This is a genomic window from Cellulomonas olei (genome assembly GCF_039548315.1).
Lineage (GTDB): Bacteria > Actinomycetota > Actinomycetes > Actinomycetales > Cellulomonadaceae > Cellulomonas.
The window spans coordinates 19,658-45,289 of sequence record NZ_JBCLVN010000027.1 but is presented as its reverse complement, the minus strand read 5'-3'; the positions used below and the strand labels follow the sequence as shown (position 1 = coordinate 45,289).

Below are 25,632 nucleotides of genomic sequence, written 5' to 3'. Positions count from 1 at the left end.
ACGTCGCGGGTGGCGCCAGTATGCCGAGGGACGTGCCGGTGCGCGACGATGAGGGCATGACGACCACCCCGCGCACTGCTGTCGTGACCGGAGCCGGACGGGGGATCGGCCGCGGCCTCGCCCTCGGGCTGGTGCGGGCCGGCTGGGACGTGGCGCTGCTCGGCCGCAGCCCCGGGCCGCTGGCGGCCGTCGCGGCGGAGGCGGCTGCCGCCCGGCCCGGCGCCCACGTCGTGACGGAGGTCGTCGACGTCGTGGACCGCGCGGCGGTGGAGGCGGCCGTCGCCCGCGTCGAGGCGGCGTTCGCGGCGCAGGGCGGGGTGGGGCTGCTCGTCAACAACGCCGGCGTGATCGAGCGCCAGGAGGTCGACCTGGTCCGCGACGACCCGGACGACGTGTGGCGCGTGATCGAGACCAACGTGCGCGGCCCGCTGCTGCTCAGCCACGCCGTGCTGCCGGGGATGCTCGCGCGCGGCGCCGGGTACGTCGTCAACATCAACTCCGGGTCGGGGCACCGCCCGTCGCCGGTCTACACCGGCTACGGCATCAGCAAGGGCGCGCTGGCCCGGCTCACCACGATGATCGACCGGCAGTACGCGGACCGCGGCGTGCGGGTGCTGGACGTCGCTCCCGGCGTCGTCGTCACCGACATGACCCGGGGGATGCCGCTGCACGACGACCGCACGCAGTGGACGCCGGTGGAGGACACCGTCGTGCTCGTGGACGCGTTCGGGTCCGGGCGGCTCGACGCGCTGTCGGGGCGGTTCGTGCGCGCGGGGACGGACACGGAGGAGTCGCTCCGGGAGGTCGCCGCCCGGGTGGTGGAGGCCGACGCCCGGACGCTGCGGCTCGTGCCCTACGGCCCGGACGACCCGGTGGCGTAGGGCAGCCAGCGTCCCGGTCGCCGCGGGGCTGAACCCGGGGTCAGAGCGCGGCGGAGGTGAGCGTCGGCGGCACGTGCGCCCCGTGCCCCGCCGCCCGCAGCGCGTCCCGCAGCCGCTCGGCGGCCGCGTCGAGCTCGTCGCCCGGCACGTCGTGCCGCGCGGCCGAGAAGCTCAGCTCGGCCTCGCCCCAGGCCGGCAGCACGTGCAGGTGCAGGTGCGGCACCTCGAACCCGGCGACCAGCAGCGCCGCACGCGGGGCGTCCCACGCGGCCTGCTGCGCCCGCCCGACGGTCTTCGCGACGCGCACCAGGTGGGCCAGCAGGTCGTCGTCGGCGTCGGTGAGCTGGGCGACCTCCTCGCGGGGGACCACCAGCACGTGCCCGTCGGAGATGGGGGCGATCGTCGCGAACGCCACCGCGCGGTCGTCGGCCCACACGAACCGGCCCGGGAGCTCGCCGTCGATGATGCGGGTGAACAGCGTCGTCATGCCGCCCACGGTACCGACGGGCGGGCCGCCGCGGGGTCAGCCCGCGAGCCGGTCCCGCAGCGCCAGCACCGTGCGCCAGTTGCGCGCGGTCCCCGAGCGGCCTGCGAGCCGGTCGAGCACCGCCGCGGTGACCTTCGAGCGCCCGATCCCGTCGGGGTAGTGCACGTAGCCCTCGGTCCCGCTCCAGGTCGCGCGCTCGCGGCCGTACCGCGCGAGGTCCGCGGGCCCGTCCGCGGGGGCCGGTCCGTCGAGGAACACGACCACCAGGTGCGACGGGTCGGTCGCGGCGGCCTCCGCGAACGGGTTGCCCGCGACGACCGCGTCGACCTGCTCCCGGGTGCGCACGGTCAGCGCGAGCGGCCGCCCCAGCCGGTCGGCGAGGTCCGCCGCGAGCCGCTCCGCCAGCGCGCCCGTCGTCGCGGGGGAGCCGGGCGCGGGCACGAGGAGGAGGTTGCCGGTCGCGAGGTGCGTGGCGACGTCGGTGTGGCCCAGGGACGTCGCCGCGTCGCGGAGGTCCGCCATGGGCAGCGCCGACGCCCCGCCGACGTTGACGGCGCGCAGCAGCACCAGGACGCGCTCGCCGTCGGGGACGGGCCGGTCGTGCGCGGCGGTCCGGGTCGGGGCCACGGGGTCCTCCTCGGTCGGGGCCGGCGGGTCGCCCCGCGGGGTCCGGGCAGCGGCGGCTCAGAGGTAGCGCAGCGGGTCGAACTCGTCGAGCGGGATGATCCGCAGACGCGGCAGCGTCACGTTGAACGCCTTGACGTCCGACTCCAGGTCGAACGCCTCGAGCCCGCGGTCGGCCAGGTGCGCCAGGGACGTGCTCGTGAACTCCCGGAACGCCAGCAGCCCGACGCGCCGGTCGGTGCCGAGCAGCGCCTCGACCTCCGGGGCGAAGTCGCCGTCGTGCGACGCCAGCATCACGTCGCCGTCACGGCCGGCGAGCGCCTCGAGCGTCCGCTTGATGCCGATGTCGACGACCTTGCCCTCGCCGGCCAGCGGGATGGGCTGGTAGCCGATGGCCAGCAGCGCCTGCACGAACGACATGGGCAGCGTGCCGCTGGTGGCGTTGAGGAAGAACAGCCCCTTGGTCGGGCGTCCCCAGGTGCGCTCCGCGAAGTCCAGCACGCGCTCCCACCGCGGGCGCTGCTCCGGCGTCGGGCGCCCGTTGAGGATCGACGACCCGAGCGTCGCGTCGATGTTCTCGCCGTCGACCAGCACGTACGTCGAGCGCACCCCGTCGTTCTGCATCCCGTCAGCGTAGCCGCGCCCCTCCGCCCCCCGCCCGCCCGGTCCCCGGACGTGCAGCGCGGCCGGGCGCGACCGGACGCCCGCGCCCGGCTCAGGGCGGGAACAGGGGCGGGCGCCGCGCGGTTGGGCAGGTGTATGCAGACGCATGGACCGAGCGGGGAGCGCGCGTGATCGAGCAGGCGGAGCGGGCCGGAACGGACCCGAGGGTCGGGGCGGACGTGCGGGCGGCCGCGACCGCGTGGGAGGAGCTGTTCCGCGCGCAGGTGGCGATCATGCGCCGGCTGCAGCGCGACCCCATCTGGGACCGCATCTCGCTGCGCGAGTACGACGTGCTGTTCACGCTGAGCACCGCGCCGGACGGCCTGCGCCTGCGCGACCTGGGCGAGTCGAGCCTGCTCAGCCAGCCGAGCCTCAGCCGCATGGTCGAGCGCCTGGAGGACGCCGGGTGGGTGCGTCGGACGCCCGCCCCCGGGGACGGCCGCGGCGTGGTCGTGGCCCTGACCGACGCCGGTGCGGCGCTGCAGCGCGAGGTCGGCCGGCGGCACGTGCAGGCCATCGCGCACTACGTCGGCGGCGCCCTCCCGGCGGAGGACCTCGCGGAGCTGACCCGGGTCGCCGGGGCGCTGCGGGGCGCTCAGGCGGGCATCGCGGACCTGGACCGCGGGACGCCGCCGGCGCCCGCCGCCCGGTGATGACGCTGGTCACACCCGTGAGGTGCGGCCGGGGGGACCTCCGGCCCACGACTTCCGCGCAGGCGCCGCCGACGATGGATCAGGCGATCAGGGGCACGGGCCGGGGGTCCCGCGTCGATTCGCCGGACGAGCAGCCGTGGAGGGCAGAGCGATGAGGATCCTGGTGACGGTGGCCTCGCGTCACGGCGCCACCGCGGAGATCGGCTCGGCGGTCGCGGACGTGCTGCGGGCCGACGGGCACTCCGTCGACGAGGTGGCACCGGACGAGGTCACGGACGTGACGCCGTACGACGCCGTCGTGCTCGGCTCGGCCGTCTACACCGCGCACTGGCTCCCGGCCGCCCGCGAGTTCGGGTCCCGGTTCGCCCCGGACCTCCGGCACCGGGTGGTGTGGGTGTTCTCGTCGGGACTCGCCACGCAGCCGGCGGCGTCCGCCAACAGCCCGCACGAGCTGCTGGCGCTCATGCAGAACATCGGGGCGCTCGGCCACCGCGCGTTCGCGGGCCGGCTGCTGCGCAGCGAGCTGGCGTTCGCCGAGCGCGCCCTCATCGCCGGTGCGCGTGCGAAGGAGGGCGACCACCGGGACTTCGACGCGGTGCGCGCCTGGGCCGGGCAGCTCGCCGAGCACCTGCGCACGCTCGCCCCGGCGGCGACGGCCTGACGCGGCCCCGCCCGGGGCTCGCACGTCGCGCAAGCGGCTTGCGTGATCACGTCGTAGACTTGCGCTCATGGCTGGCAGGCTGGCGGAGGTCGCGCAGAAGGTCGGGGTGTCTGAGGCGACGGTGAGCCGCGTGCTCAACGGCCGCACGGGGGTCTCCGAGCAGACGCGCCAGGCCGTGCTCACCGCCCTCGACGTGCTCGGGTACGAGCGGCCGACGAAGCTCCGCGGCGAGCGCGCCCGGCTGGTGGGCCTCGTGCTGCCCGAGCTGCAGAACCCGATCTTCCCCGCGTTCGCCGAGGTCGTCGGCGGCGCGCTCGCGCAGCAGGGCTACACGCCCGTGCTGTGCACGCAGACGGCGGGCGGGGTGTCCGAGGCCGACTACGTCGACCTGCTGCTCGCGCAGCAGGTGTCGGGCATCGTGTTCGCCGGCGGCAACTTCGCGCAGCGCGGCGCCGACCACGACCACTACGGCCTGCTCGTCGACCGCGGGCTCCCCGTCGTGCTCATCAACGCGGCCATCGAGGAGCTGCCCTTCCCGCGCGTGTCCTGCGACGACGAGGTGGCGGTCGAGCAGGCCGTCGGCCACCTCGCGTCCCTCGGCCACACCCGCATCGGCCTGGTGCTCGGCCCCGTCGACCACGTGCCGTCCGAGCGCAAGCTACACGCCGCGCGCGCCGCGGCCGAGCGGCTCGGGCTGGCGCTCGACGACGACGTCGTGGCCCGCAGCGCGTACTCCCTGGAGGCCGGGCAGGCGGCGGCGACCCGGCTGCTGCGCCAGGGCGTGACCGGGCTGGTGTGCGCCTCCGACCCGCTCGCGCTCGGGGCCATCCGCGCCGCCCGCCGTGCGGGACGGCGCGTCCCGGACGACGTGTCCGTGGTGGGGTACGACGACTCGCTGTTCATGAACTGCACCGAGCCGCCGCTCACCACCGTGCGGCAGCCGATCGAGCCCATGGGGCGCGCCGCGATCGACCTGCTCGTCGGGCAGATCGGCGGGCACCCCGTGTCGACGGACGAGCTGCTGTTCGAGCCGGAGCTGGTGGTCCGCGGCAGCACGGGGCCGGCAGCCGGGGCCTGAGCGGAGGCGGCGCCGGGGCGCCCGGGCGGCCTGCGCCGTCCGTGCCGGCCCCTGCGCCGTCCGCGCCGGGCTGCCCGGGTCTCCGCGCCGGGCTGCCCGGGTCTCCGCCCCGCCCGCGCTCGGTCCCGCACCTGCCCCGCCCTGCGCGGGGCGGGTTCCGTCGTCGCGCCTCCCGCGCGCCTCCCGCGCGCCGTCCGTGCCGGCCGCGCCGCGCTCGTCGCACCCCGGAGCGCCGACACCCGGACGACGGTCGCGTTTTGATAACGCTCCTGTCGAGTTCTTGCGCGCAACACGTTGCAGGATTTAGTGTCCCTGCTGCGCGGCCGACGACGGTCGCGGACGGAGATGCCGCAGCTCGACCCCGCGGCCGGCGAGAACGAGGCACGACGTGGTGCACCCCCCGACCGACGACCCGACCTGGTGGCGCGACGCGGTGATCTACGAGGTCTACCCGCGCTCCTTCGCGGACGGCGACGGGGACGGCACCGGGGACCTGGCGGGCGTCCGCAGCCGGCTGCCGTACCTGGCGGACCTCGGGGTCGACGCGATGTGGTTCACGCCCTGGTACGTGTCGCCGCTGGCCGACGGCGGGTACGACGTCGCGGACTACCGGGCGATCGACCCGGCCTTCGGCACCCTCGAGGAGGCCGAGGCGCTGATCGCGGACGCGCTCGCGCTCGGCATCCGCACGATCGTCGACGTGGTCCCGAACCACGTCTCGGACCAGCACCCGTGGTTCCGTGCCGCGCTGGCCGCGGGCCCGGGTTCGCCCGAGCGGGAGCGGTTCTGGTTCCGGCCCGGGACGGGCGCCGACGGCGACGGGATCCCGACGCACTGGGTGTCGAGCTTCGGCGGGTCGACGTGGACGCGGACCACCGACCCCGACGGCGCGCCGGGGGAGTGGTACCTGCACCTGTTCGCGCCCCAGCAGCCGGACCTCAACTGGACGCACCCCGACGTCTGGGCGGAGCACGAGGACGTGCTGCGGTTCTGGTTCGACCGCGGCGTCGCCGGCATCCGCATCGACTCCGCGGCGCTGCTGGTGAAGGACCCCGCGCTGCCGGAGCTGCCGCCGGCGGGGTCGGTGCCCGCCCCGGGCGCCCACCCCCACGTCGACCGCGACGAGCTGCACGACGTCTACCGGGCGTGGCGGAAGGTCGCCGACTCCTACGCCGGCACCCGCGTGCTGGTGGGCGAGGTCTGGCTGGAGGACACGGCCCGGTTCGCGGCGTACCTGCGCCCCGACGAGATGCACACCGCCTTCAACTTCGACGTCATGACCCAGCCGTGGGACGCCGCGGCGCTGCGGGCGTCGGTCGACAGGACGCTCGCCGCGCACCGGGAGGTCGGCGCGCCGGCCACCTGGGTGCTCTCGAACCACGACGTCACGCGCCCCGTGACCCGGTACGGGCGCGCGGACTCGGCGTTCAGCTTCGCCACCAAGCGGGCCGGCACCCCGACCGACCTCGCGCTCGGCACCCGGCGGGCACGCGCCGCCGCGCTGCTCACCGCCGCGCTGCCCGGGTCGCTGTACGTCTACCAGGGCGACGAGCTCGGGCTGCCCGAGGTCGAGGACCTGCCGCCGGAGGTGGTGCAGGACCCCATGCACGAGCGCTCCGGCGGCGTCGACCCCGGGCGGGACGGCTGCCGGGTCCCGCTGCCCTGGTCCGGCGACCGGCCGCCGTTCGGCTTCGGTCCCGGGACGGGCCAGCCCTGGCTGCCGCAGCCGGAGTCGTGGGCCGCGCTCACCGTCGAGGCCCAGCAGGCCGACCCGGCGTCGATGCTCGCGCTGTACCGCGCGGCCCTCGCGCTCCGGCGGGCCGAGCCCTGCCTGGGCGACGGGGAGCTGCGGTGGCTGGACGCCGGCCCGGACGTGCTGGCCTTCAGCCGCGGCGACGTGCTCTGCGTCGTCAACCTGTCCGACCGCCCCGTCCCGCTGCCCGAGCACGCGGGCGTGCTGCTCGCGTCCGACGGCACGGGGAGCGCGGGCGCGGCGGGCGTGGCGGACGACGCGGACGGCGCCGCGCTGCCGCCCGACACCGCCGTGTGGCTCCGCGCCGCGTCCTGACCCGACCCCGACCCCACCTCCCACCCGACCCCGACCCCGACCCGACCCCCGAGACCACCCGCACGACCGCCCATCCCCGCACCACCCGACACGAGGAGTGACGATGAGGTCCTCACGCACCACCGCGATCGCCCTGAGCGGCGCGCTGTCCTTCACCCTGCTGGCCGCGTGCAGCAGCGGCTCCGACGACGCCGGCGACGGCGAGAGCGCGGGCGGGAAGACCGTCCTGCGCGTCGTCTCCCTGCTGCCCGGCTCGGAGCAGGAGGCGTTCGACGCCTTCGACGAGCAGGTCGCGCAGTTCGAGGCCGCGAACCCGGACATCGACATCCAGCCGGAGGAGTACGAGTGGAAGGCGACGACGTTCGCCGCCCAGCTCGCCGGCGGCACGCTGCCGGACGTGTTCGAGATCCCGTTCACCGACGGCAAGACGCTGATCGAGAACGGCCAGCTCGCCGACATCGACGCGCAGTTCCGGGAGCTGCCGTACGCCGGCGACTTCAACCCGAACGTCCTGGACGCGGGCACCGGGGCGGACGGCAAGGTCTACGCGATCCCGGCGAAGTCGGTGTACGGCATCGGCCTGCACTACAACCGCGCGCTGTTCGAGCAGGCCGGGCTGGACCCGGACGACCCGCCGACCACCTGGGACGAGGTCCGCGACGACGCGAAGGCGATCGCCGACGCGACCGGCCAGGCGGGCTACGCGACCATGACGCAGAACAACACCGGCGGCTGGCAGCTCACCGTCGCGACGTACGCCCGCGGCGGTCGCGTCGAGACGACGGGCGACGACGGGACCTACACGGCCACGCTCGACAACGACGGCACGAAGGCCGCCTTGGAGTACCTGCACGACCTGCGCTGGGAGGACAACTCCATGGGCGCGAACTTCCTGCTCGACTGGTCGTCCATCAACCAGGCGTTCGCGGCCGGCCAGATCGGCATGTACACGTCCGGGTCGGACGTCTACACCTCCCTGGTGCAGACCAACGCGATCAACCCCGACGACTACGGCCTGACCGCCGTCCCGCTCGAGGGCGACGACGCGGGCGTGCTGGGCGGCGGCACGCTGGCCGCGGTGAGCACGTCGGCCTCCGACGCGCAGAAGTCCGCCGCCGTGAAGTGGATCGACTTCTACTACCTGCGCAAGCTGACCGACCAGGACGCGGCCGTCAAGGACGCCGAGACGCTCGTCGCCTCCGACCAGCCGGTCGGCACCCCGGTGCTGCCGATCTTCAGCCAGGAGCAGTACGACCAGTCCCAGGAGTGGATCGCCGACCTCATCAACGTGCCGCTCGACCAGATGACCGGGTTCACCGACGTCATCTTCGACCAGCCGCTGATCCCGGAGCCGTCCGGCTCCACCCAGGAGCTGTACGGCGCGCTCGACACCGTGGTGCAGGCGGTGCTGACCGACGAGAACGCCGACATCGACCAGCTCCTGGCGGACGCGAACGCCTCCGTCCAGGCGATCCTCGACAAGAACGCGGGCTGACGTGACGTCCCTCCCTCACGGGGCCCGCACCACCCGGCGGACCCAGGCGCGGCGGACCCCCGCCGCCTGGGTCCGCCGCGGCGGCGCGAGCACGCTCGTCTTCGCGCTGCCCGTCCTGGTGGTGTTCGGGCTGTTCTCCTGGCTGCCCATCGGCCGCGCCGTCGTGATGAGCCTGCAGGAGACCAACCTCGTCACGACGGCCTGGGTCGGGCTCGAGAACTTCCGCACGGTGCTGGCCGACCCGCTGCTCGCGACCGCCGTGAGGAACACGCTGTGGTTCGCGGCCCTCGCGCTGCTGCTCGGCTACCCGGTGCCGCTGCTCGCGGCGGTGCTCATGAGCGAGGTCCGGCGCGCCAAGGGCCTGTTCAGCGCCCTCGCGTACCTGCCGGTCGTCGTGCCGCCCGTCGTCGCCGTGCTGCTGTGGAAGTTCTTCTTCGACGCGCGTCCCGAGGGCGTGTTCAACACGATGCTCGGCTGGGTCGGCCTCGGGCCGGTGCCGTGGCTGCAGGACGCGTCCTGGGCGATGCCGTCGCTCGTGCTCGAGGCCACGTGGGCGGGCGCGGGCGGCACGATCATCATCTACCTGGCCGCGCTGACGTCCGTGCCCGGCGAGCTCTACGACGCCGCCGAGGTCGACGGGGCGTCCGTGTGGCGCAAGATCTGGCACGTGACGATGCCGCAGCTGCGCGGCGTCCTGCTCATCACGTTCATCCTGCAGATCATCGGGACCGCGCAGGTGTTCCTCGAGCCGTACCTGTTCACCGACGGCGGCCCCGCGAACGCCACCATCACCGTGCTGCTGCTGGTCTACCGCTACGCGTTCGGGCAGAGCCTCGGCGGGGACTACGGGGCGGCGACCGCGCTGAGCCTCATGCTCGCGGTCGTGCTGGCCGTGCTGTCCGTCGTGTACTTCCGCCTCACCCGGTCCTGGAGCCAGTCATGACGACCTCGACGACCTCGACGACCCCGGCCGGCGGCGCGACGCCCGCGCTCGCGGTGCCAGCGGCCGGCGACCCCGTGCCGGCCCGCACCCGCGCCCCGGGCCGGCGCCGCCGCCCCCGCGACGAGGAGGACCGCGGCGCGCTCTCGCCCGCGGACTGGCGCCGCCCGGCGGTGCGCCGCTCGATGCGGCTGTCGCACGGCGTCCTGCTCGCGCTGCTCGTGCTGTGCGGCCTCGGCCCACTGGTGCTGCTCGCGAAGTTCGCGGTCACCCCGACGCAGGACATCCTGCGCACGCCGCTCGCCGTCTTCCCGCACGGCATCGCGTGGGAGAACCTCGGCGCGGCGTGGAACGACGTGCAGGTCAGCCGGTACTTCCTCAACACGGTCGTCATCGCGGCCGGGTCGTGGGCGAGCCAGATCCTCGTCGCCACCACCGGCGGCTACCTGCTGTCCGTGCTGCGCCCGCGGTACGCCCGGCTCGTGCAGGGGGCCGTGCTGGCCACGCTGTTCGTGCCCGCCGTCGTGCTGCTCGTGCCGCTGTACCTGGTGATCCTCGACCCGCCGGTGCTCGGCCGGTCGCTGATGAACTCGTACTGGGCGGTGTGGCTGCCCGCGGGGGCCAGCGCCTTCAACGTGCTGCTGGTGCAGCGCTTCTTCGACTCCCTGCCGCGGGAGGTGTTCGAGGCGGCGCGCGTCGACGGCGCCGGACCGTTCCGGCTGTTCTGGTCGATCGTGCTGCCGATGAGCCGGCCCATCCTCGGCGTGGTGTCGGTGTTCGCCGTCATCGCGTCGTGGAAGGACTTCCTGTGGCCGCTGCTCGTGCTGCGCGACCCGGACATCCAGCCGCTGTCCGTGCGGCTGCCGTCCCTGCAGGCCACCACCGACCTCGGCGTGCTCATGGCGGCCCTGGCGATCTCGACGCTGATCCCCGTGCTGCTGTTCCTGGTGTTCCAGCGGCTGTTCCTGCGGGGCGCCGGGCTCGGCGGGGCGGTGAAGGGCTGATCTGACGGCGCGTCGTGACAACGTCACGCCCCGGGGCGCCGCCGCCCGGCCGCGGCCGCCGCGGGGGCGATGGGATGATGGATCGGTGCCTGCCCCCACCCTGACGGCGTCGTCGCTCGCCCCGTACGACGCGGTGATCCTGCTCTCGTTCGGCGGCCCGGAGAAGCCCGAGGACGTCCTGCCGTTCATGCGCAACGTGACGCGCGGCAAGGGCATCCCGGAGGAGCGGCTCGTCGAGGTCAGCCGCCACTACGCCCTGTTCGGCGGGCGGAGCCCCATCAACGACCAGAACCGCGCCCTGCTCGCCGCGCTGCGGGCCGAGATGGACGCCCGCGGCCTCGACGTGCCGCTGGTGTGGGGCAACCGGAACTGGGAGCCGTACACCGAGGGCGCCCTGGCGGACCTGCGCGGGCGCGGCGCCGGCCGGGTGCTGGCCCTCGTCACGTCGGCCTACGGGTCGTACTCCGGGTGCCGGCAGTACCGCGAGCACGTCGCGGCGGCGCTCGCGGGCGTCGCCGGCGCCGACCCCGTGCCGGCCGACGCGGAGGCCGTCGCGGGCGTCCGCGTCGACAAGCTGCGGCACTACTTCAACCACCCCGGCTTCGTCCGGGCGAACGCCGACGCCGTCGTCGAGGCGTTCGGCGAGCTCGCCGAGCGCACCGGCCGGCCGGTCGCGGACGTCGTCGCCGACGCCCCGCTGCTGTTCGTCACGCACTCCATCCCGCTCGCCATGGAGGCCGGCTCCGCCGCCGCCCGCCCCGGCTACGTCGCGCAGCACGAGGACGCGTGCACGCAGGTCGCCGCGCTCGTCGCCGCCGAGCTCGGCGTCGAGCCCTCGTGGAGCCTCGCGTTCTGCTCCCGGTCCGGGCCGCCGTCGCAGCCGTGGCTCGAGCCCGACGTCAACGACGTGCTGACCGAGCGCGCCGCGGCCGGCGTCACCGGCGTCGTCATGTCCCCGATCGGCTTCGTCTCCGACCACATGGAGGTGGCCTACGACCTCGACACCGAGGCCATGGCGACCGCCCGCGAGCTCGGCGTGACCGCGGTGCGCGCCGGCTCGGCGTCCACGCGCGCGCCGTTCGTCGCCGGGCTCGTGGACCTCATGGTCGAGCGCGCCGCCGCCGAGCGCGGTGAGCAGCCCGAGCGCGTCACCGTCGGCGCCCTGGACGCCTGGCCCGACCGGTGCGCCGTCGGCTGCTGCTTCCAGCGCGCCGGCGTCGACACGGGCATCCCCGCGGTCTCCGGCTCGGACGAGCCGCGACCCCGGCCCCAGCAGCAGGACGGCAGCGAAGGAGCAGCAGCACGATGACCAGCACCACCCCCCCGGTCGGCGGGCACACCCCCGAGGTCGCGGACGAGATCAACAGCTCGATCCACTACGCCATGTACGCGGTGTTCGAGACGGCGTCCGCGCTGCCCGCCGACGCCGACGTCCGCGCGCGCCTGGTCGCCGAGACCCTCGACGCCCTCACCGGGCCGGACGCGCCCGAGGGCCTCGTCGTGCGCGGCTGGTACGACGTCGCCGGCCTGCGCGCCGACGCCGACCTCATGGTGTGGTGGCACGCCCCGACGGTCGAGGCCGTGCAGGACGCGTTCCACCGGCTGCGCGCCGGCGGCCTCGGCGAGCACCTGCTGCCCGTGTGGTCCGTCGCCGCGATGCACCGGCCCGCCGAGTTCAACCGCGGGCACGTCCCGGCGTTCCTCGCCGGCGAGGAGCCGCGCGCCTACCTGTGCGTGTACCCGTTCGTGCGGTCCTACGAGTGGTACCTGCTGCCCGACGCCGAGCGCCGCGAGCTGCTGCGCGAGCACGGCCACGCCGCGCGCGACTACGTCGACGTCCGCGCGAACACCCTGTCGTCGTTCGCCCTGGGCGACTACGAGTGGATCCTCGGGTTCGAGGCCGACGAGCTGCACCGCATCGTCGACCTCATGCGCGACCTGCGGAACACCGGCGCCCGCCGGCACGTCCGCGAGGAGGTGCCGTTCTACACCGGCCCGCGCGTCGAGCTCGCCGAGTGGGCCGAGCGGCAGCCGCGCGACTGACGCGGACCGCGTCCCCGGGGCTCAGACCTCGGACTCCCCGGGCGGGGCGGGCAGCAACCGGCTGACCCGCCCGCCCGGGTCCGTCAGCACGAGCGCGTCGCCGTCGACCCGCGCGTGCAGCCGGACCCCGAGCAGCTCCAGCACCGCGCGCTCCCGGGCGGTGTGCTCCGGCGTGCCGGCCATCAGCGTCGTCACCACCGGCCCGAACGTCAGCGTGCCGTCCTCCCAGGACCAGGTCCCGCGCAGCCGGTTCACGCCGCCCGTGCCGTAGACCTGCCCGTCCCCGGCGAACGTCAGCGCCGGCCGCGACCTGTGCGGCTCGTCCGGCGGCACCGGCACCCCGGCGACCTCCACGAACTGCCACGTGCGCCCGACGACGTCGTCCATGCCCCCGATCATGGCACCCCCACCCGCCACGCACCCCGCGGCCCCCGACCCCTCGGAGCGCCCCGTGATGTTCGGAGCCTCCCGCGCGGCGTTCGGCGCCTCCCGCGCGACGTTCGGAGCCTCCCACCCCACCCCCCCGTCGGAAGCTCCGACGGTGCTCGGAGGGGTGCGCGCGGGATCGGAGGTGTCCGCGGAGGCCTGCGAGCCCGCGCGATGACCACCGATGCCCGTCGGAGCCTCCGAAGGGGGAGCGGCCCGAGCCCGAGCCGGTCACCAGGAGGCGGCGAGGGCCTCCAGGGTGGCGACGCGGTCGGCGACGTCGTGCGTGGTGGCGGTGACGATCAGCTCGTCGGCGCCGGTGCGGTCGACGAGCTCGCGCAGCGCGGCGACCGCGCGGTCGGCAGTCGTCGCGTGCTGCGTGCCGGGCACGCGGGAGAAGAAGTCCCGGGCCTGCTCCGGATCGAGGGCGTCGAGCATCGCGGCGGCGTCCTCGGGCGTCTCGATCGGCGCGAGTGCCCCACGGCTGCGCAGCCGCAGGGCCATGACCTTGCTCGGTCCGGCGAGCCAGGCGGCGCGCTCCTCCGACTCGGCGACGACGACGGAGGCGGACACCATGAGGTGCGGGGCGTCGAGCACGGCGGAGGGGCGGAACGCCGACCGGTACACCTCGGCAGCCTGCGTGGTGATGCCGGTCCCGAAGTGGTGGGCGTACGAGAACGGCAGCCCGAGCTCTCCGGCGAGCTGCGCGCTGAACGTCGACGACCCGAGCAGCCACACCTCGGGGGTCCCGGCAGCGGCCGGCGTGGCGGTCAGCCGCGCGGCGGTGGCGCTCGCCGCGCGGCCCTCCGGCAGCTGACCGAGCAGCGCGAGGACGTCCAGCAGCTCCGCGGGGAAGTCCTCGGCGCCGAGCCCCTCCACCGTGCGGCGCAGCGCGGCGGCGGTCGCGGGGTCGGCGCCCGGCGCCCGCCCGATGCCGAGGTCGACGCGGCCGGGGTGCAGGGCCTCGAGCATCGCGAACTGCTCCGCGACCACGAGCGCCGGGTGGTTCGGCAGCATGACGCCGCCGGAGCCGACGCGGATCCGGTCCGTGGAGGCGGCGAGGTGCGCCAGCAGCACGGCGGGAGACGTCGACGCCACCGCGGGCATGCTGTGGTGCTCGGCGACCCAGAACCGTCGGTAGCCGAGCCGGTCGGCCGCGCGGGCGAGCGTGGTGGAGTCGGCGAGGGCGTCGGCGCTGGTGCGGCCGGTGCCGACGGGGGCGAGGTCGAGGACGGACAGCGGGACGGCGTGGTCGGTGCTCACACCGGGGCCAACGCGGCCGGGCGGCCGAGGCTTCCCCCGCCTCCCTCCGGCGCCGGCCCCACACCCCCCGCCGTCGGAGGCTCCGACGGGTGCCGGAGGTCGTCGCGCGGGCTCGGAGGTCTCTGCGGGGACCTCCGAGCCCGCGTCGAACCCTCCGATGCCGCGTCGGAGCCTCCGAGCATGGTGGGGGTTCCGGGCGCCCGGGGAAGGCTTCGGCGGGCGAGCCGGAGGAGCCCGGGGCGCGCCGCCGCCCGCGTCGCCGGAGCGGTCAGGCTCCCGACGGCGCCGCCGTCACGGGTACAGGCCGCGCAGGCGGTGCGCCTCCGCGACGCGCCGGACGCCGATGACGAGCGCGGCGTCGCGCAGCGTGATGCCGTCCGCCCGGGCCCGCTGGGCGACGGCGGCGTAGGAGGCGCGCATGCGCTGCTCGAGGCGGTCCTCGATCTCCCGCTCGGTCCACCAGTACGCCTGCTGCGCCTGCACCCACTCGAAGTAGGACACGACGACGCCGCCGGCGTTCGCGAGGATGTCGGGCACGACCGTGATCCCGCGCTCGGCGAGCACGCGGTCGCCGGCGCTGGTGGTGGGGCCGTTGGCGCCCTCGACGACCCACCGCGCCTTGACCGTGCGCGCGGTGTCCTCGTCGAGCACGTCCTCCACGGCTGCCGGGATGAGCACGTCGACGTCGAGGCCGAGCAGCTCGGCGTTCCCGACGGGGTCGCCGCCGGGGAACCCGACGACCGAGCCGGTCTCGGCGACGTGGGCGGTGAGCGCCGCGACGTCGAGCCCGCCGGGCGCGTGCACGCCGCCGTACTGGTCGCTGACCGCGACGACGCGCGCGCCGCCCTCCGCGAGGAACCGGGCGGCGTGGGACCCGACCTTGCCGAAGCCCTGCACCGCGGCGGTGACCTCGGACAGGTCGGTGCCGGCGTCGGCGAGCGCGGCGGCGGTGACGTGGACGACGCCCCGCGAGGTCGCGGTGGCGCGCCCGAGGGAGCCTCCGACGGCGAGCGGCTTGCCGGTGACGACGGCCGGGATCGTGTACCCGGAGTTCACGGAGTACGTGTCCATCACCCAGGACATCGTCTGCTCGGTGGTGCCGACGTCGGGCGCCATGATGTCGCGCTCCGGCCCGATGATCGGCATCACCTCGGACGTGTACCGCCGCGTCAGCCGCTCGAGCTCCGCGGTGGAGCAGCCGCGCGGGTCGATCGCGACGCCGCCCTTCGCCCCGCCGTACGGCAGCTCGACGACCGCGCACTTCCACGTCATCCACATCGCGAGGGCACGGACCTCCTCGATGTCGACGCCCGGGGCGTACCGCAGGCCGCCCTTGCCCGGACCCCGGGAGATGTTGTGCTGGACCCGGTAGCCGGACACGAGCTCGATCCGCCCGTCGTCGCGGCGCAGCGGGACGGCGACGTGCAGCTCGCGCCGCGGGGTCGCGAGCATCTGGTGCATGCCGTCGTCGTAGCCGAGCAGCTCGACGGCCGACGACAGCTGCGCGAGTGCGGTGGTGAGCGGGGACGTGCGCGGGGTCGCGGTCGTCGCGGGGGTGGGCGACGGGGCGGACCCGGACACTGGTGCGGACATGCAGGCGCCTCCTGGGCATCCGGTCCGGCGGCCCGGGCGCGGCCTCGTCGCCGCCCCCGCGGAGGACCGCCGGGTCCCGGACACTGTGCCACACGCGCGACGCCCGGGCGCCCGCGGCCGGGTCGCGTCGGCGAGGTCAGGACGTGCGGCCCGGCCCGTACTCGAAGTGCCAGTACTCGGCGTAGGGCTGCCCCTCGCGGACCCGCTCCGGTGCGTACCAGCCGTACGCCGGGCCGTTCGCGACGAGCCAGTCGTACCGGGCGGTCCCGAAGCCGTACGTGTCGGGCCACTCCTGGACGTCCAGCGCGGTGCCCAGGCCGTGCGAGGAGGTACCGGGTGCCGCCGCCAGCCCGCCGAACGCGGCCTTCATCGCGACCTGGTCGTCGTACGACCGGTACGTGAGGTCGAGGTCGAGCGGCGCCCCGAACTGCGCCCGGAACGCGTCGTTCAGCGCCGTCAGCGCGTCCGCCGCGTCGCAGCGCAGGTACTGGGCGAACCCGAGCTGGTCGGTGCCCCAGGGGATCACGCACATCGCGCTCGCGGGCATGTGGCCGTTGGAGCCGTCGCCGTCCGCGGTGGGCACGGACGTCACCCAGAGCACGTTGCCGTCGGCGTCGACGGGGCGGCCGTCCACCCAGCCGGCGATGCGCGGGTGCGTCGGGGCGCCCGGCGGTGCGCCCGAGGCCGCGGAGCCGGCCTGCGCCTCCTGCGCCGCGCGCGCGTCCGCGGCGGCCCGGGCCTCCGCGTCCGCCTGTGCCTGCGCCTCGGCCTGCGCGTCGGCGGCCGCCTGCGCCTCCGCGGCGGCGCGCGCCTCGGCCTCGGCCTGCTCGGCGGCGGCCTGCTCGCGTGCGGCCCGGGCGGCCTCCTCGGATCGCGTCGCGGCGTCGGCACGGGCGGTCGCGCGCCGGTCGGACAGGAACTCGGCCTCCTGCGCCGCGAGGCGTGAGGTCAGCGCCAGCGACTCCGCCGCGCGCTGCTGCTCGGCGGCCCGGTCCCGCGCCGCCTGGAGCTGGAGGGCGCCGATGACGGACGCGGCGAGCAGGGCGAGGCTGGTGACCACGGCGACGACGGCCCGCGCGCGCCCTCCGGGCCGGGCAGCGGACGTCCGCCGGTCGCGGCGCGTCGCGCGGCTCCCCGGGCCGTCGTGCCCCGGACCGTCGCGCCCCGGACCGTCGCGCCCCGCGCCGCCGTCCCGCACGCCGTCGTCCCGCACGCCGCCGTCCCGCACGCCGTCGCCCCCGGGCTCGCCGCCCCCCGGCGTGCCCGGCCCCGGCGCGCCCGGCCCGGGCGCCGCTGCGGTCACCGCCCGCCCAGGCCGTCGATCCGCGCGAGCTCGTCCGCGTCGAGCGAGAACGTCAGCACGTCGAGGTTCTGGCGGATGCGGTCGGGGTGCGTCGACTTCGGGATGACGACGACGCCGTGGTCGAGGTGCCAGCGCAGCACGACCTGCCGGGTGCTCACGCCGTGCGCCTCCGCGATGGCGGTCAGCACGGGGTCGTCCAGGTCGGTGCGCTTGAAGGGGCTGTAGCCCTCGATCACGACGCCCCGCTCGGCGTGCGCCGCCACGAGGTCCGCGTCGTAGTCGCCGGGGCTCCACGGGATCTGGTTGACCGCGGGCGCCTCGCCGGTGGCGGCGATGAGCTCGTCGATCTGCGCGATCGAGTAGTTGGAGACGCCGATGGACCGCACCAGGCCCTCGTCGCGCGCGGCGATGAACGCGGCCCAGGTCTCGGGGGTCGCCTGCTTGTTCGGCGGCCAGTGCACCAGCCACAGGTCGAGGTGGTCGGTGCCGAGCTTCGCGAGGGACTCCATGAGCGTCTGGCGCTCGCGCCCGGCGTGGTCCGGCGGCAGCTTGGTCGTGACGAAGACGGCGTCGCGGTCCACGTCGACGGCGGCGAGCGCGCGCCCGACCTCCGCCTCGTTGCCGTAGCCGGTGGCCGTGTCGACGTGCGTGTAGCCGAGCTCGAGCGCGGCGATGACGGCGCGCTCGGCCTCGGAGCCCTCGGACTGCCAGGTGCCGAGCCCGAGCAGCGGCATCTCGCCGCCGGGCAGGGTCACCGTCGGGATGGTGGGGGTGTGCGCTTCGGTCATGCCTCCATCGTCACCCAGGCGGGCTCGTCGGGCCACGGCTGGGAGGGCACCGCCCGCGGTGCGGGTGCGGGTCCGCGCCGCGCCGCGCGCCTGAACTGCGCGGGCGTCTCCCCGGCGAGCCGCCCGAACGTCCGCGTGAACGACGCCTGGTCGTAGAACCCGCACGCCGCGGCGACCTCGGCGAGCGGCAGGTCGGTGCCTCCGAGCAGCGCGGCGGCGTGGTCGAGGCGCGCCCGCAGCACGTACTGCTGCGGCGACAGGGCGAACACGCGCCGCACGCGGCGGTCCAGCGTGGACGGCGCGCACCCCGCGGCGGCGGCGAGCTCGGCGACCGTCGGCGGCGTGGCGAGGCGCTCCCGCACGAACGCGGCGACGCGCGACAGCGCCGTGACGGTGGCCTCGTCGGCGTCGCCGGTGCGCAGGGCCTGCGACACGCTGACGAGCCCGACCACCTCGCCCTCGGCGTCGTGGACCGGCACCTTCGACGTCAGGTACCAGCCGGGCGCGCCGCCGGGCCGGCGGATCAGCTCGAGCTCGCGGTGCAGGGACCGGCCGGTCTCCAGCACCGCGCGGTCCTGGGCGTCGTACCGCTCGGCGAGCTGCGGCAGGAACAGCTCCGCGGCGGTCCGCCCGACCACGGCGCGGCGGGACCTCTCGGAGGTGCGGCGCACGAACGCCTCGTTGACCGCGACGTAGCGGCCGGTGACGTCCTTGGCGCAGAACATCGTGCCGGTCAGGTCGTCGTGCAGCCGCAGGAGCGCCGGGGTGAGGGCAGCCAGCAGCGCGGCGGCCGCGGGGTCGGCGGTCGCCGGGGTGGTCGTGGCAGAGCCCGGCGGAGCTCCCGCGGGCCGGGGTGGACGGCTCGGCATGTCAGGGGGAGCGTAGGTGCTGCGCGTGACGCGCACGTGTCACGCATCCGGGGCCGTGGCGCGCAGGATCGGTGCAAGACGGTCCCCGGGACGATCGGGGACGATGCCGCCATGACCACCACCCAGCCCTCCGCGCCGTCGCAGCACCCCGCGCCCGCGGGCCCGGCCGCGACCGGTCCCGACGACCTGACGCGCGCGGCCGTGGACCTCGCGCACCGCTGGATGGCCGCGACCGCGGCCGACGAGACCCCCGCCGAGCGCCGCGCGACCGGGCGGCTGGCGGCGCTGGTGGCGGACCCCGTGGGCCTGGAGCTCGCGGTGCGGTTCGTCGACCGGGTGGCGCGCCCGCAGGACGTGCGGGTGGCGGCCGCGGAGCTCGCGGCGCTGGGGGACCGCGCGGCCGACGCGTCCGGGTTCCTCGGGCTGGGCGACCGGGCGCTGCTCGGCGTCGGCGCGCGCCTCGCGCCGCTGCTGCCGGCCGCCGTGGTCCCCGCCGCCCGGGTGCGGCTGCGCCAGCTCGTCGGGCACCTCGTCGCCGACGCGGGCCCGGGCCTCGGCGCGCACATCGCCCGCGCGCGCCGCGACGGGTTCCGCCTCAACCTCAACCTGCTCGGGGAGGCCGTGCTGGGGGAGGACGAGGCGACCCGCCGGCTGCGCCGCGTCACAGCGCTCGTGGAGAGGCCCGACGTCGACTACGTCTCCGTGAAGGTCTCGGCGGTCGCGAGCCAGCTCTCGACGTGGGACACCGAGGGCAGCGTCCGGCGCGTCGTCGAGCGTCTGCGCCCGCTGTACCTGACGGCCGCGGCGCACGGCACGTTCCTCAACCTCGACATGGAGGAGTACCGGGACCTCGCGCTCACCGTGCGGGTGTTCGAGGCGCTCGTGTCGGACCGGGCGCTGCGGGACCACGAGGCCGGGATCGTGCTGCAGGCCTACCTGCCGGACGCCTCCGCCGCGCTCGAGGAGGTCACCGCGATCGCCCGCCGCCGCGTCGAGGCCGGGGGCGCGCGCCTCAAGGTGCGCCTCGTCAAGGGTGCGAACCTCGCGATGGAGCAGGTCGAGGCCGAGCTGCACGGCTGGGAGCAGGCCCCGTACGCCGGCAAGCCGGACGTCGACGCGCACTACGTGCGGCTGGTCCGGACGGCGCTCGACGCGGACCGCACCGGTGCGCTGCGGGTCGGCGTCGCGAGCCACAACCTGTTCCACGTCGCGTACGCGCACCTGCTGGCGGGGGAGCGGGGCGTGTCCGAGGCGCTCGACGTCGAGATGCTGCAGGGGATGGCGCCGGCGCAGTCCCGGGCGGTGCAGCGCGACGTCGGCCAGGTGCTGCTCTACACCCCGGTGGTCGCGAAGCAGGACTTCGACGTCGCGATCTCCTACCTGGTGCGGCGGCTCGAGGAGAACGCCGCGCACCAGAACTTCCTGCACGCGCTGTTCGCGGAGGGCGACGACGCCGGCGCCGCGCACGGGATGCCGTCGCAGGAGGCCGCGTTCCTCGCGTCCGTGGCGGGCGCGGCGACGGTCGACGTGACGCCGCGGCGGCTCCCGCGCGCCGCGGACGCGCCCGCCCCCGGCCCGGGGGAGTTCCGCAACGCCGCGGACACCGACCCGGCCGTCGCGGAGTCGCGGACCTGGGCCGGGCGCCTCGTCGCGCACGACGTCGAGCCGCCCGCCGGGGCCGTCGAGGTCGCGACCACGGCGGAGGTCGACGCGGTGGTCGCGCGGGCGGTGTCCGCCGCTCCCGCCTGGTCGGCGCGTCCGCCGGCCGAGCGCGCCGCCGTGCTGCGCCGGGCCGCCGACGCGCTCGAGGCCGCCCGCGGCGACCTGGTCGCCACGATGGTGCACGAGGGCGGAAAGACCATCGCGGAGGCCGACCCCGAGGTCAGCGAGGCCGTCGACTTCGCCCGGTACTACGCCGACCGGGCCGAGGACCTCGCCGACGGCCGCGTCCCCGGGGCGGTGTTCCGCCCGGACGGCGTCACCGTCGTCACCCCGCCGTGGAACTTCCCGGTGGCCATCCCCGTCGGGTCGACGCTCGCCGCGCTCGCGGCCGGGTCGCCCGTGCTGGTCAAGCCGGCCCCGCAGACGCCGCGCTGCGTGCGGGTCGCGATGGCCGCCGTGCAGACGGCGCTCGACGCCGCCGGGGTCACCGAGCCGGCGCTCCAGGTGGTGCTGTCCCCGGAGGGCGACGTGGGCCGGCACCTGGTCACCCACCCCGACGTCTCCCGCGTGGTGCTGACGGGGTCGCTGGAGACCGCCCGGCTGTTCGCCGGCTGGCGCCCCGACCTCGACGTGCTGGCCGAGACGTCCGGGAAGAACGCCCTGGTCATCACGCCGTCCGCCGACGTGGACCTCGCGGTGGCCGACCTGGTCCGGTCCGCGTTCGGCCACGCCGGCCAGAAGTGCTCGGCGGCGTCGCTGGCGATCCTCGTCGGGTCCGCCGGCACCTCCGACCGGCTGCGCCGGCAGCTCGCGGACGCCGTGACGTCGCTGCACGTCGGGTGGGCCGACGACCTCGGCACCACGATGGGCCCTCTCGTCGAGCCGGCGTCGGGCAAGCTGCTGCGCGCCCTGACGACGCTGGACGAGGGCGAGGGCTGGCTCGTGCAGCCCCGCCGGCTCGACGAGGAGGGCCGGCTGTGGACGCCCGGCGTGAAGCACGGCGTGCGGCCCGGGTCGTGGTTCCACCTGACGGAGTGCTTCGGGCCGGTGCTCGGCGTCATCCGCGTCGACACCCTCGACGAGGCGATCGAGGTGCAGAACGCCGTCGCGCTCGGGCTCACCGGCGGGCTGCACTCGCTCGACGAGGACGAGATCGCGCACTGGCTCGACCGGGTGGAGGTCGGCAACGCGTACGTCAACCGGCACATCACCGGCGCCGTCGTGCAGCGGCAGCCGTTCGGCGGCTGGAAGGCCTCGGTGGTCGGCCCCGGCGCGAAGGCCGGTGGCCCGTCGTACGTGGCGCAGCTGGGCACCTGGTCCGACGCGCCGGACGTCGCCGCGCTGGACGACGACGCGTGGGTGGCCTGGGCGCAGCAGGACGACGCCCGCTGGTGGGCGTCCGAGTTCGGGGCGTCCCACGACCCGTCCGGCCTGGCCGCCGAGGAGAACACGCTGCGCTACCGCCCCGTGCCGCACCTGACCGTCCGCGTCGGGGCGGACGCGCGCGAGCGCGACGTGCGCCGGGTGCTCACCGCCGCGCGCACGGCCGGCGTCGGGGCGACGGTCAGCCGCGCCGCGGACGAGTCCGACGAGGCGTTCGCCGCGCGGGTCGCCGACGGGGCCGTCAGCGGCCGGGTGCGGGTGGTCGGCACGGCGCCGGGGCTGCGCGCGGCGGCGGTGGCCCGCACCGGGGAGGTCACGGTGCTCGACGGCCCGGTGCTCGCCAGCGGGCGCCGGGAGCTCATGACCGTCGTGCGCGAGCAGGCGGTGAGCCGGACGCGGCACCGGTTCGGGCACGTCGACCCGACGCGGTAGTCCGGGCGGGGCGCGACGCCGGCGCGGGGACGCGGCCCGGCGCCGCGCCCCGCGCCCGTGCCTCAGGCCGAGCCGCGGACGACGAGCTCCGGCGCGAAGATCAGCGGCTCCGTCCGCGCCGCGCGGCCGTGGAGCTGCGCGACGAGCTCCTCGCCCGCGGCGCGCGCCATCGCGATGATCGGCTGCACCACGGTCGTCAGGTTCGGCTTCGTGGTCGACGCGAGCCCCGAGTTGTCGTAGCCCACGATCGCGACGTCCCCCGGGACCTCGCGCCCGAGCTCGGCGAGCACGGGCAGCGCGCCCGCGGCCATGAGGTCGGACGCCACGAAGACGGCGTCGACGTCGGGGTACCGGGCGAGCAGCTCGCGCGCGCCGGCGGCACCGCCCTCGATCGTGAAGTCCCCGCTGACCACGGCGTCGGCCGGGAGCCCCGCGGCGGCGAGCGCCTGCCGCCAGCCCGCGAGGCGGTCGAGGCCGGCGGACATGTCGGCGGGGCCCGTGATGGTCCCGATGCGGCGCCGGCCGAGGGCGATGAGGTGCTCCGTGGCGATCCTGCCGCCGCGGACGTTGTCGGTGTCGACGAACGCCGAGCGCCGCTCGGTCAGCGGCCGGCCGATGAACACGTTGGGCAGCCGCGAGTCCTGCAGCGCCCGGTCGATCGAGTCGTCGCGGTGGTGCGAGACGACGATCGCCCCGTCGACGTGCCCGGCGCGCAGGTAGCGGATGGTGCGCTCGGAGTCGCCGGGCCGGGCGATGAGCAGCAGCAGCTGCAGGTCGGAGTCGGCGAGCGCCGAGGAGACGCCGTTGAGCACGCCCGCGAAGAACGGGTCGGACAGCACGCGCTCGTCGGGCTCCGGGACGACCAGCGCGACGGAGTCGGTGCGGCGGGTCACGAGCGAGCGGGCGGCGCGGTTCGGCGTGTAGCCGAGGTCGGCGACGGCGGCCGCCACGGACTCCATGGCCTCCGGCGAGACCCGCAGGCCGCCGTTGATGGCCCGCGAGGCGGTGGACCGGGAGACGCCGGCGCGTTCGGCGACCTGCTCCAGCGTGGGCGCCGGGTGGGTCGCGACGGGGATGGCTGACTGGTCGACCACGGTGGATCGCCCCCTTGCCTTGACGACGGGCTGGCCGGCGCGCGGGGCACCGGCGGACGGGCGCGCCCCCCAGCGCGGGGACCGGTTCCGGTCCCCGCGCGGAAGCGTAGCGTCAGCCCTTGACGGCTCCGGCCATGATGCCGGCGACGAGCTGGCGGCCCGCCACGAGGAACAGCACCAGCAGCGGGATGATGGACAGCACGACACCCGCCATGATCAGCGGCATGTCCTGGAAGAACCCGGCCTGCAGCAGCTTCAGCGCCACCGGCAGCGTGGGGTTCTGGGTGCCCAGCACGATCGAGGGCCAGAAGAAGTTGGTCCACGACGTGATGAAGGTGAACAGCGCGAGCATCGAGGCGGCGGGCCGGGCGGCCGGCAGCGCGATCGACCAGAACGTGCGGAACATCGACGCCCCGTCGACGCGCGCGGCCTCGATGAGCTCGTAGGGGAGCGCGGAGTCGAGGTACTGGGTCATCCAGAACACGCCGAACGCCGTGACCAGCGCCGGCAGGATGACCGCCAGCAGGTTGCCGGTCAGGCCGAGCTGCCGCATGACGATGTACAGCGGCACGACGCCGAGCTGCGTCGGGACGGCCATCGTGGCGATGACGAACACCAGCAGCGGGCCGCGCCCGCGGAACCGCAGCTTCGCGAACGAGTAGCCGGCCAGCGTCGAGAAGAACACCACGGAGGCGCTGGTCACGAGCGCGACGATCAGCGAGTTGCCGGTCGCCCGCACCAGGTCGATGTCGGCGTCGAAGACGCGCTGCAGGTTCGTGAGGAACTCGCCGCCGGGGATCAGCGACGGCACCGGGTTCTGCGCGACGTCCGCCGAGGTGGAGGACGCCAGCAGGAACGTGAAGTACAGCGGGTAGGCCGAGACCAGGATGAAGACGGACAGGATCGTGTACGTCAGCCACCCGGGCCGGCGGTCGGCGCCGCCGTGGCCTCCGCCGCGCTTGCGGCCGGCGTTGCGGCGGGCCGCGCGGGCCGCGGCCCTGCCGGCGGTCTGCTCGATGACGGGGATGGAGGGGGTGCTCATCGGGGGTTCACCTCGGTCGGGGCGGCGGCGGTGACGGCGGAGTCGGACGTCCGCCTCATCGACCGCTCGAGCGTGCGCGCGTTCCTGCGGCTCTGCTTGCGTGCGGCCTTCGCCGCCCGGCTCATGTCGTCGGCGGACGAGATCTTCCGTGTCAGCCAGTTGTTCACCAGGGCGAACACGATGATCACGAGGAACAGCAGCCAGGCGACCGCGGCTGCCCGTCCGAGCTGCTGCTTGTTCCAGCCCAGCTCGTACAGGTACAGCGTCACGGTCTTCCACTGGCCGTTCGACCCGCCGAGGCCGGTCTGGTCGTACATGCGCGGCTCGTCGAAGATCTGCAGGCCGCCGATGGTCGACGTGAGGATCACGAAGATCATGGTCGGGCGGACCATCGGCAGGGTGATCGAGAAGAACTGCCGCACCCGGGTGGCGCCGTCGATGGTGGCGGCCTCGTACAGGTCGCGCGGGATGGCCTGCATCGCGGCCAGCAGGATGAGCGCGTTGTAGCCGGTCCAGCGGAAGTTCACCATCGACGCGATCGCGATGTGCGCGGGGAACGCGTCCTTGTGCCAGCCGATCGGGTCGATGCCGATGTAGCCGAGCATCGTGTTGATCATGCCGGAGCCGTCGGCGAACATCTTCGAGAACACCAGGCCGACGGCGACCGGGGCGACGACGTACGGCAGCAGGACGCCCATGCGCCAGAACGTCTTGGACCGCAGGTTCGCGTCGAGCATGGCCGCGATGACCAGCGCCACGATGATCTGCGGGACGGTGGACAGCAGGAAGATGCTGATGGTGTTGCGCAGGGCCTTCCAGAAGAACGCCTGCCCGAGCACGAACGTGAAGTTGTCGAGCCCGACGAAGTCGCCCTGGCCGCCGATGAGGCTCCAGTCGTGCAGCGAGACCCACGCGGTGTACAGCAGCGGGAACAGGCCGACGACCGCGAACAGCAGGAAGAACGGCGAGATGTACAGGTAGGGCGAGACCTTCACGTCCCACCGGCCCAGCGTCTGGCGGAAGCCGATCTTGCGGTGCGGGCGGTCGTCGGTGCTCGGAGCCGCGCCCTTCGGGGGCGCCGTCTGCGTGGCCATGGAGTTCCTTCGTGCGGGACGAGGCGGGTCGGGCGGTGCGGGTGCGGCGGACTCTGCCCGCACCGGGCGGACCGGACCGCCGGGGA

Annotated in this window: 23 protein-coding genes; 11 read left to right on the top strand and 12 right to left on the bottom strand. The window is 75.5% G+C overall.

Annotated elements, in window-relative coordinates:
- The first annotated feature begins 56 nt into the window (after window positions 1-56).
- Complete coding sequence (locus AAHH18_RS09985) at window positions 57-881, top strand: SDR family NAD(P)-dependent oxidoreductase (protein WP_343301498.1); 825 nt, start codon at window positions 57-59, stop codon at window positions 879-881.
- 40 nt (window positions 882-921) lie between these two features.
- On the opposite strand, the gene AAHH18_RS09980 is transcribed toward AAHH18_RS09985, so the two are convergent.
- The 3 genes from AAHH18_RS09980 to AAHH18_RS09970 are packed head-to-tail and all read right to left on the bottom strand — an operon-like array spanning window position 922 to window position 2,616.
- Window positions 922-1,368 (bottom strand): HIT family protein, encoded by a 447-nt coding sequence (locus AAHH18_RS09980; RefSeq protein ID WP_343301497.1) that lies wholly within the window; start codon window positions 1,366-1,368, stop codon window positions 922-924.
- Window positions 1,369-1,404: 36 nt separating this feature from the next.
- A complete protein-coding gene (locus tag AAHH18_RS09975) occupies window positions 1,405-1,995 on the bottom strand; it encodes a DUF1697 domain-containing protein (protein ID WP_343301496.1) in 591 nt (196 codons plus the stop codon).
- Window positions 1,996-2,052: 57 nt separating this feature from the next.
- The gene (locus AAHH18_RS09970; protein WP_283319661.1) at window positions 2,053-2,616 is read right to left on the bottom strand and encodes an NYN domain-containing protein; all 564 of its coding nucleotides are present in this window, start codon (window positions 2,614-2,616) and stop codon (window positions 2,053-2,055) included.
- Window positions 2,617-2,783: 167 nt separating this feature from the next.
- Between AAHH18_RS09970 and AAHH18_RS09965 the strand changes: the two genes are divergently transcribed.
- From AAHH18_RS09965 to hemQ, 9 genes are all read left to right on the top strand, one after another.
- Window positions 2,784-3,308: a MarR family winged helix-turn-helix transcriptional regulator gene (locus tag AAHH18_RS09965; protein ID WP_343301495.1), complete on the top strand. Its 525-nt coding sequence runs from the start codon at window positions 2,784-2,786 to the stop codon at window positions 3,306-3,308.
- Between the two features lie 169 nt (window positions 3,309-3,477).
- Window positions 3,478-3,969 (top strand): flavodoxin domain-containing protein, encoded by a 492-nt coding sequence (locus AAHH18_RS09960; protein ID WP_343301494.1) that lies wholly within the window; start codon window positions 3,478-3,480, stop codon window positions 3,967-3,969.
- A 67-nt stretch (window positions 3,970-4,036) separates the two neighbouring features.
- The gene (locus AAHH18_RS09955) at window positions 4,037-5,047 is read left to right on the top strand and encodes a LacI family DNA-binding transcriptional regulator (protein WP_343301493.1); all 1,011 of its coding nucleotides are present in this window, start codon (window positions 4,037-4,039) and stop codon (window positions 5,045-5,047) included.
- Between the two features lie 388 nt (window positions 5,048-5,435).
- Window positions 5,436-7,115: a glycoside hydrolase family 13 protein gene (locus AAHH18_RS09950; RefSeq protein WP_343301492.1), complete on the top strand. Its 1,680-nt coding sequence runs from the start codon at window positions 5,436-5,438 to the stop codon at window positions 7,113-7,115.
- Window positions 7,116-7,218: 103 nt separating this feature from the next.
- The gene (locus AAHH18_RS09945; RefSeq protein WP_343301491.1) at window positions 7,219-8,610 is read left to right on the top strand and encodes an ABC transporter substrate-binding protein; all 1,392 of its coding nucleotides are present in this window, start codon (window positions 7,219-7,221) and stop codon (window positions 8,608-8,610) included.
- Window position 8,611: 1 nt separating this feature from the next.
- Window positions 8,612-9,553, top strand: a complete 942-nt coding sequence (locus AAHH18_RS09940) for a carbohydrate ABC transporter permease (protein WP_343301490.1) — start codon at window positions 8,612-8,614, stop codon at window positions 9,551-9,553.
- Window positions 9,550-10,554: a carbohydrate ABC transporter permease gene (locus tag AAHH18_RS09935; protein WP_343301489.1), complete on the top strand. Its 1,005-nt coding sequence runs from the start codon at window positions 9,550-9,552 to the stop codon at window positions 10,552-10,554. The genes AAHH18_RS09940 and AAHH18_RS09935 overlap by 4 nt, the downstream gene beginning before the upstream one ends.
- An 85-nt stretch (window positions 10,555-10,639) precedes the next feature.
- On the top strand, window positions 10,640-11,863 hold the full coding sequence (locus tag AAHH18_RS09930; RefSeq protein ID WP_283319669.1) for a ferrochelatase: 1,224 nt from the start codon (window positions 10,640-10,642) through the stop codon (window positions 11,861-11,863).
- Complete coding sequence (gene hemQ, locus AAHH18_RS09925; RefSeq protein WP_343301488.1) at window positions 11,860-12,597, top strand: hydrogen peroxide-dependent heme synthase; 738 nt, start codon at window positions 11,860-11,862, stop codon at window positions 12,595-12,597. The genes AAHH18_RS09930 and hemQ overlap by 4 nt, the downstream gene beginning before the upstream one ends.
- 21 nt (window positions 12,598-12,618) lie before the next feature.
- On the opposite strand, the gene AAHH18_RS09920 is transcribed toward hemQ, so the two are convergent.
- The 6 genes from AAHH18_RS09920 to AAHH18_RS09895 form a co-directional block, all read right to left on the bottom strand.
- The gene (locus tag AAHH18_RS09920; protein WP_343301487.1) at window positions 12,619-12,984 is read right to left on the bottom strand and encodes an META domain-containing protein; all 366 of its coding nucleotides are present in this window, start codon (window positions 12,982-12,984) and stop codon (window positions 12,619-12,621) included.
- A gap of 270 nt (window positions 12,985-13,254) precedes the next feature.
- On the bottom strand, window positions 13,255-14,286 hold the full coding sequence (locus AAHH18_RS09915; RefSeq protein ID WP_283319672.1) for an LLM class flavin-dependent oxidoreductase: 1,032 nt from the start codon (window positions 14,284-14,286) through the stop codon (window positions 13,255-13,257).
- A 291-nt stretch (window positions 14,287-14,577) separates the two neighbouring features.
- Complete coding sequence (locus AAHH18_RS09910) at window positions 14,578-15,879, bottom strand: Glu/Leu/Phe/Val family dehydrogenase (protein WP_343301486.1); 1,302 nt, start codon at window positions 15,877-15,879, stop codon at window positions 14,578-14,580.
- A 136-nt stretch (window positions 15,880-16,015) separates the two neighbouring features.
- The gene (locus tag AAHH18_RS09905; protein ID WP_343301485.1) at window positions 16,016-16,939 is read right to left on the bottom strand and encodes a M15 family metallopeptidase; all 924 of its coding nucleotides are present in this window, start codon (window positions 16,937-16,939) and stop codon (window positions 16,016-16,018) included.
- Between the two features lie 239 nt (window positions 16,940-17,178).
- Complete coding sequence (locus AAHH18_RS09900; protein WP_343301484.1) at window positions 17,179-17,970, bottom strand: aldo/keto reductase; 792 nt, start codon at window positions 17,968-17,970, stop codon at window positions 17,179-17,181.
- On the bottom strand, window positions 17,967-18,839 hold the full coding sequence (locus tag AAHH18_RS09895) for an AraC family transcriptional regulator (RefSeq protein ID WP_343301483.1): 873 nt from the start codon (window positions 18,837-18,839) through the stop codon (window positions 17,967-17,969). Before AAHH18_RS09895 ends, AAHH18_RS09900 begins: the two co-directional genes overlap by 4 nt.
- A gap of 111 nt (window positions 18,840-18,950) precedes the next feature.
- Between AAHH18_RS09895 and AAHH18_RS09890 the strand changes: the two genes are divergently transcribed.
- On the top strand, window positions 18,951-22,316 hold the full coding sequence (locus tag AAHH18_RS09890; RefSeq protein WP_343301482.1) for a proline dehydrogenase family protein: 3,366 nt from the start codon (window positions 18,951-18,953) through the stop codon (window positions 22,314-22,316).
- A 62-nt stretch (window positions 22,317-22,378) separates the two neighbouring features.
- Here the strand turns inward: AAHH18_RS09890 and AAHH18_RS09885 are convergent, their stop codons facing one another.
- From AAHH18_RS09885 to AAHH18_RS09875, 3 genes are all read right to left on the bottom strand, one after another.
- A complete protein-coding gene (locus AAHH18_RS09885) occupies window positions 22,379-23,410 on the bottom strand; it encodes a LacI family DNA-binding transcriptional regulator (RefSeq protein WP_283319678.1) in 1,032 nt (343 codons plus the stop codon).
- 112 nt (window positions 23,411-23,522) lie between these two features.
- Window positions 23,523-24,452, bottom strand: a complete 930-nt coding sequence (locus AAHH18_RS09880) for a carbohydrate ABC transporter permease (RefSeq protein WP_343301481.1) — start codon at window positions 24,450-24,452, stop codon at window positions 23,523-23,525.
- Entirely contained in the window at window positions 24,449-25,546 is a 1,098-nt protein-coding gene (locus tag AAHH18_RS09875) for a carbohydrate ABC transporter permease (RefSeq protein WP_283319680.1), read from the bottom strand. The genes AAHH18_RS09880 and AAHH18_RS09875 overlap by 4 nt, the downstream gene beginning before the upstream one ends.
- Between the last annotated feature and the right edge of the window lie 86 nt (window positions 25,547-25,632).

Excerpts from the sequence above, each read along its gene's own strand:
- AAHH18_RS09985 (WP_343301498.1), top strand. The coding sequence starts at position 57 with ATGACGACCACCCCGCGCACTGCTGTCGTGACCGGAGCCGGACGGGGG.
- AAHH18_RS09980 (WP_343301497.1), bottom strand. The coding sequence starts at position 1,368 with ATGACGACGCTGTTCACCCGCATCATCGACGGCGAGCTCCCGGGCCGG.
- AAHH18_RS09970 (WP_283319661.1), bottom strand. The coding sequence starts at position 2,616 with ATGCAGAACGACGGGGTGCGCTCGACGTACGTGCTGGTCGACGGCGAG.
- AAHH18_RS09955 (WP_343301493.1), top strand. The coding sequence starts at position 4,037 with ATGGCTGGCAGGCTGGCGGAGGTCGCGCAGAAGGTCGGGGTGTCTGAG.
- AAHH18_RS09945 (WP_343301491.1), top strand. The coding sequence starts at position 7,219 with ATGAGGTCCTCACGCACCACCGCGATCGCCCTGAGCGGCGCGCTGTCC.
- AAHH18_RS09935 (WP_343301489.1), top strand. The coding sequence starts at position 9,550 with ATGACGACCTCGACGACCTCGACGACCCCGGCCGGCGGCGCGACGCCC.
- hemQ (WP_343301488.1), top strand. The coding sequence starts at position 11,860 with ATGACCAGCACCACCCCCCCGGTCGGCGGGCACACCCCCGAGGTCGCG.
- AAHH18_RS09920 (WP_343301487.1), bottom strand. The coding sequence starts at position 12,984 with ATGGACGACGTCGTCGGGCGCACGTGGCAGTTCGTGGAGGTCGCCGGG.
- AAHH18_RS09910 (WP_343301486.1), bottom strand. The coding sequence starts at position 15,879 with ATGTCCGCACCAGTGTCCGGGTCCGCCCCGTCGCCCACCCCCGCGACG.
- AAHH18_RS09900 (WP_343301484.1), bottom strand. The coding sequence starts at position 17,970 with ATGACCGAAGCGCACACCCCCACCATCCCGACGGTGACCCTGCCCGGC.
- AAHH18_RS09895 (WP_343301483.1), bottom strand. The coding sequence starts at position 18,839 with ATGCCGAGCCGTCCACCCCGGCCCGCGGGAGCTCCGCCGGGCTCTGCC.
- AAHH18_RS09890 (WP_343301482.1), top strand. The coding sequence starts at position 18,951 with ATGACCACCACCCAGCCCTCCGCGCCGTCGCAGCACCCCGCGCCCGCG.
- AAHH18_RS09880 (WP_343301481.1), bottom strand. The coding sequence starts at position 24,452 with ATGAGCACCCCCTCCATCCCCGTCATCGAGCAGACCGCCGGCAGGGCC.
- AAHH18_RS09875 (WP_283319680.1), bottom strand. The coding sequence starts at position 25,546 with ATGGCCACGCAGACGGCGCCCCCGAAGGGCGCGGCTCCGAGCACCGAC.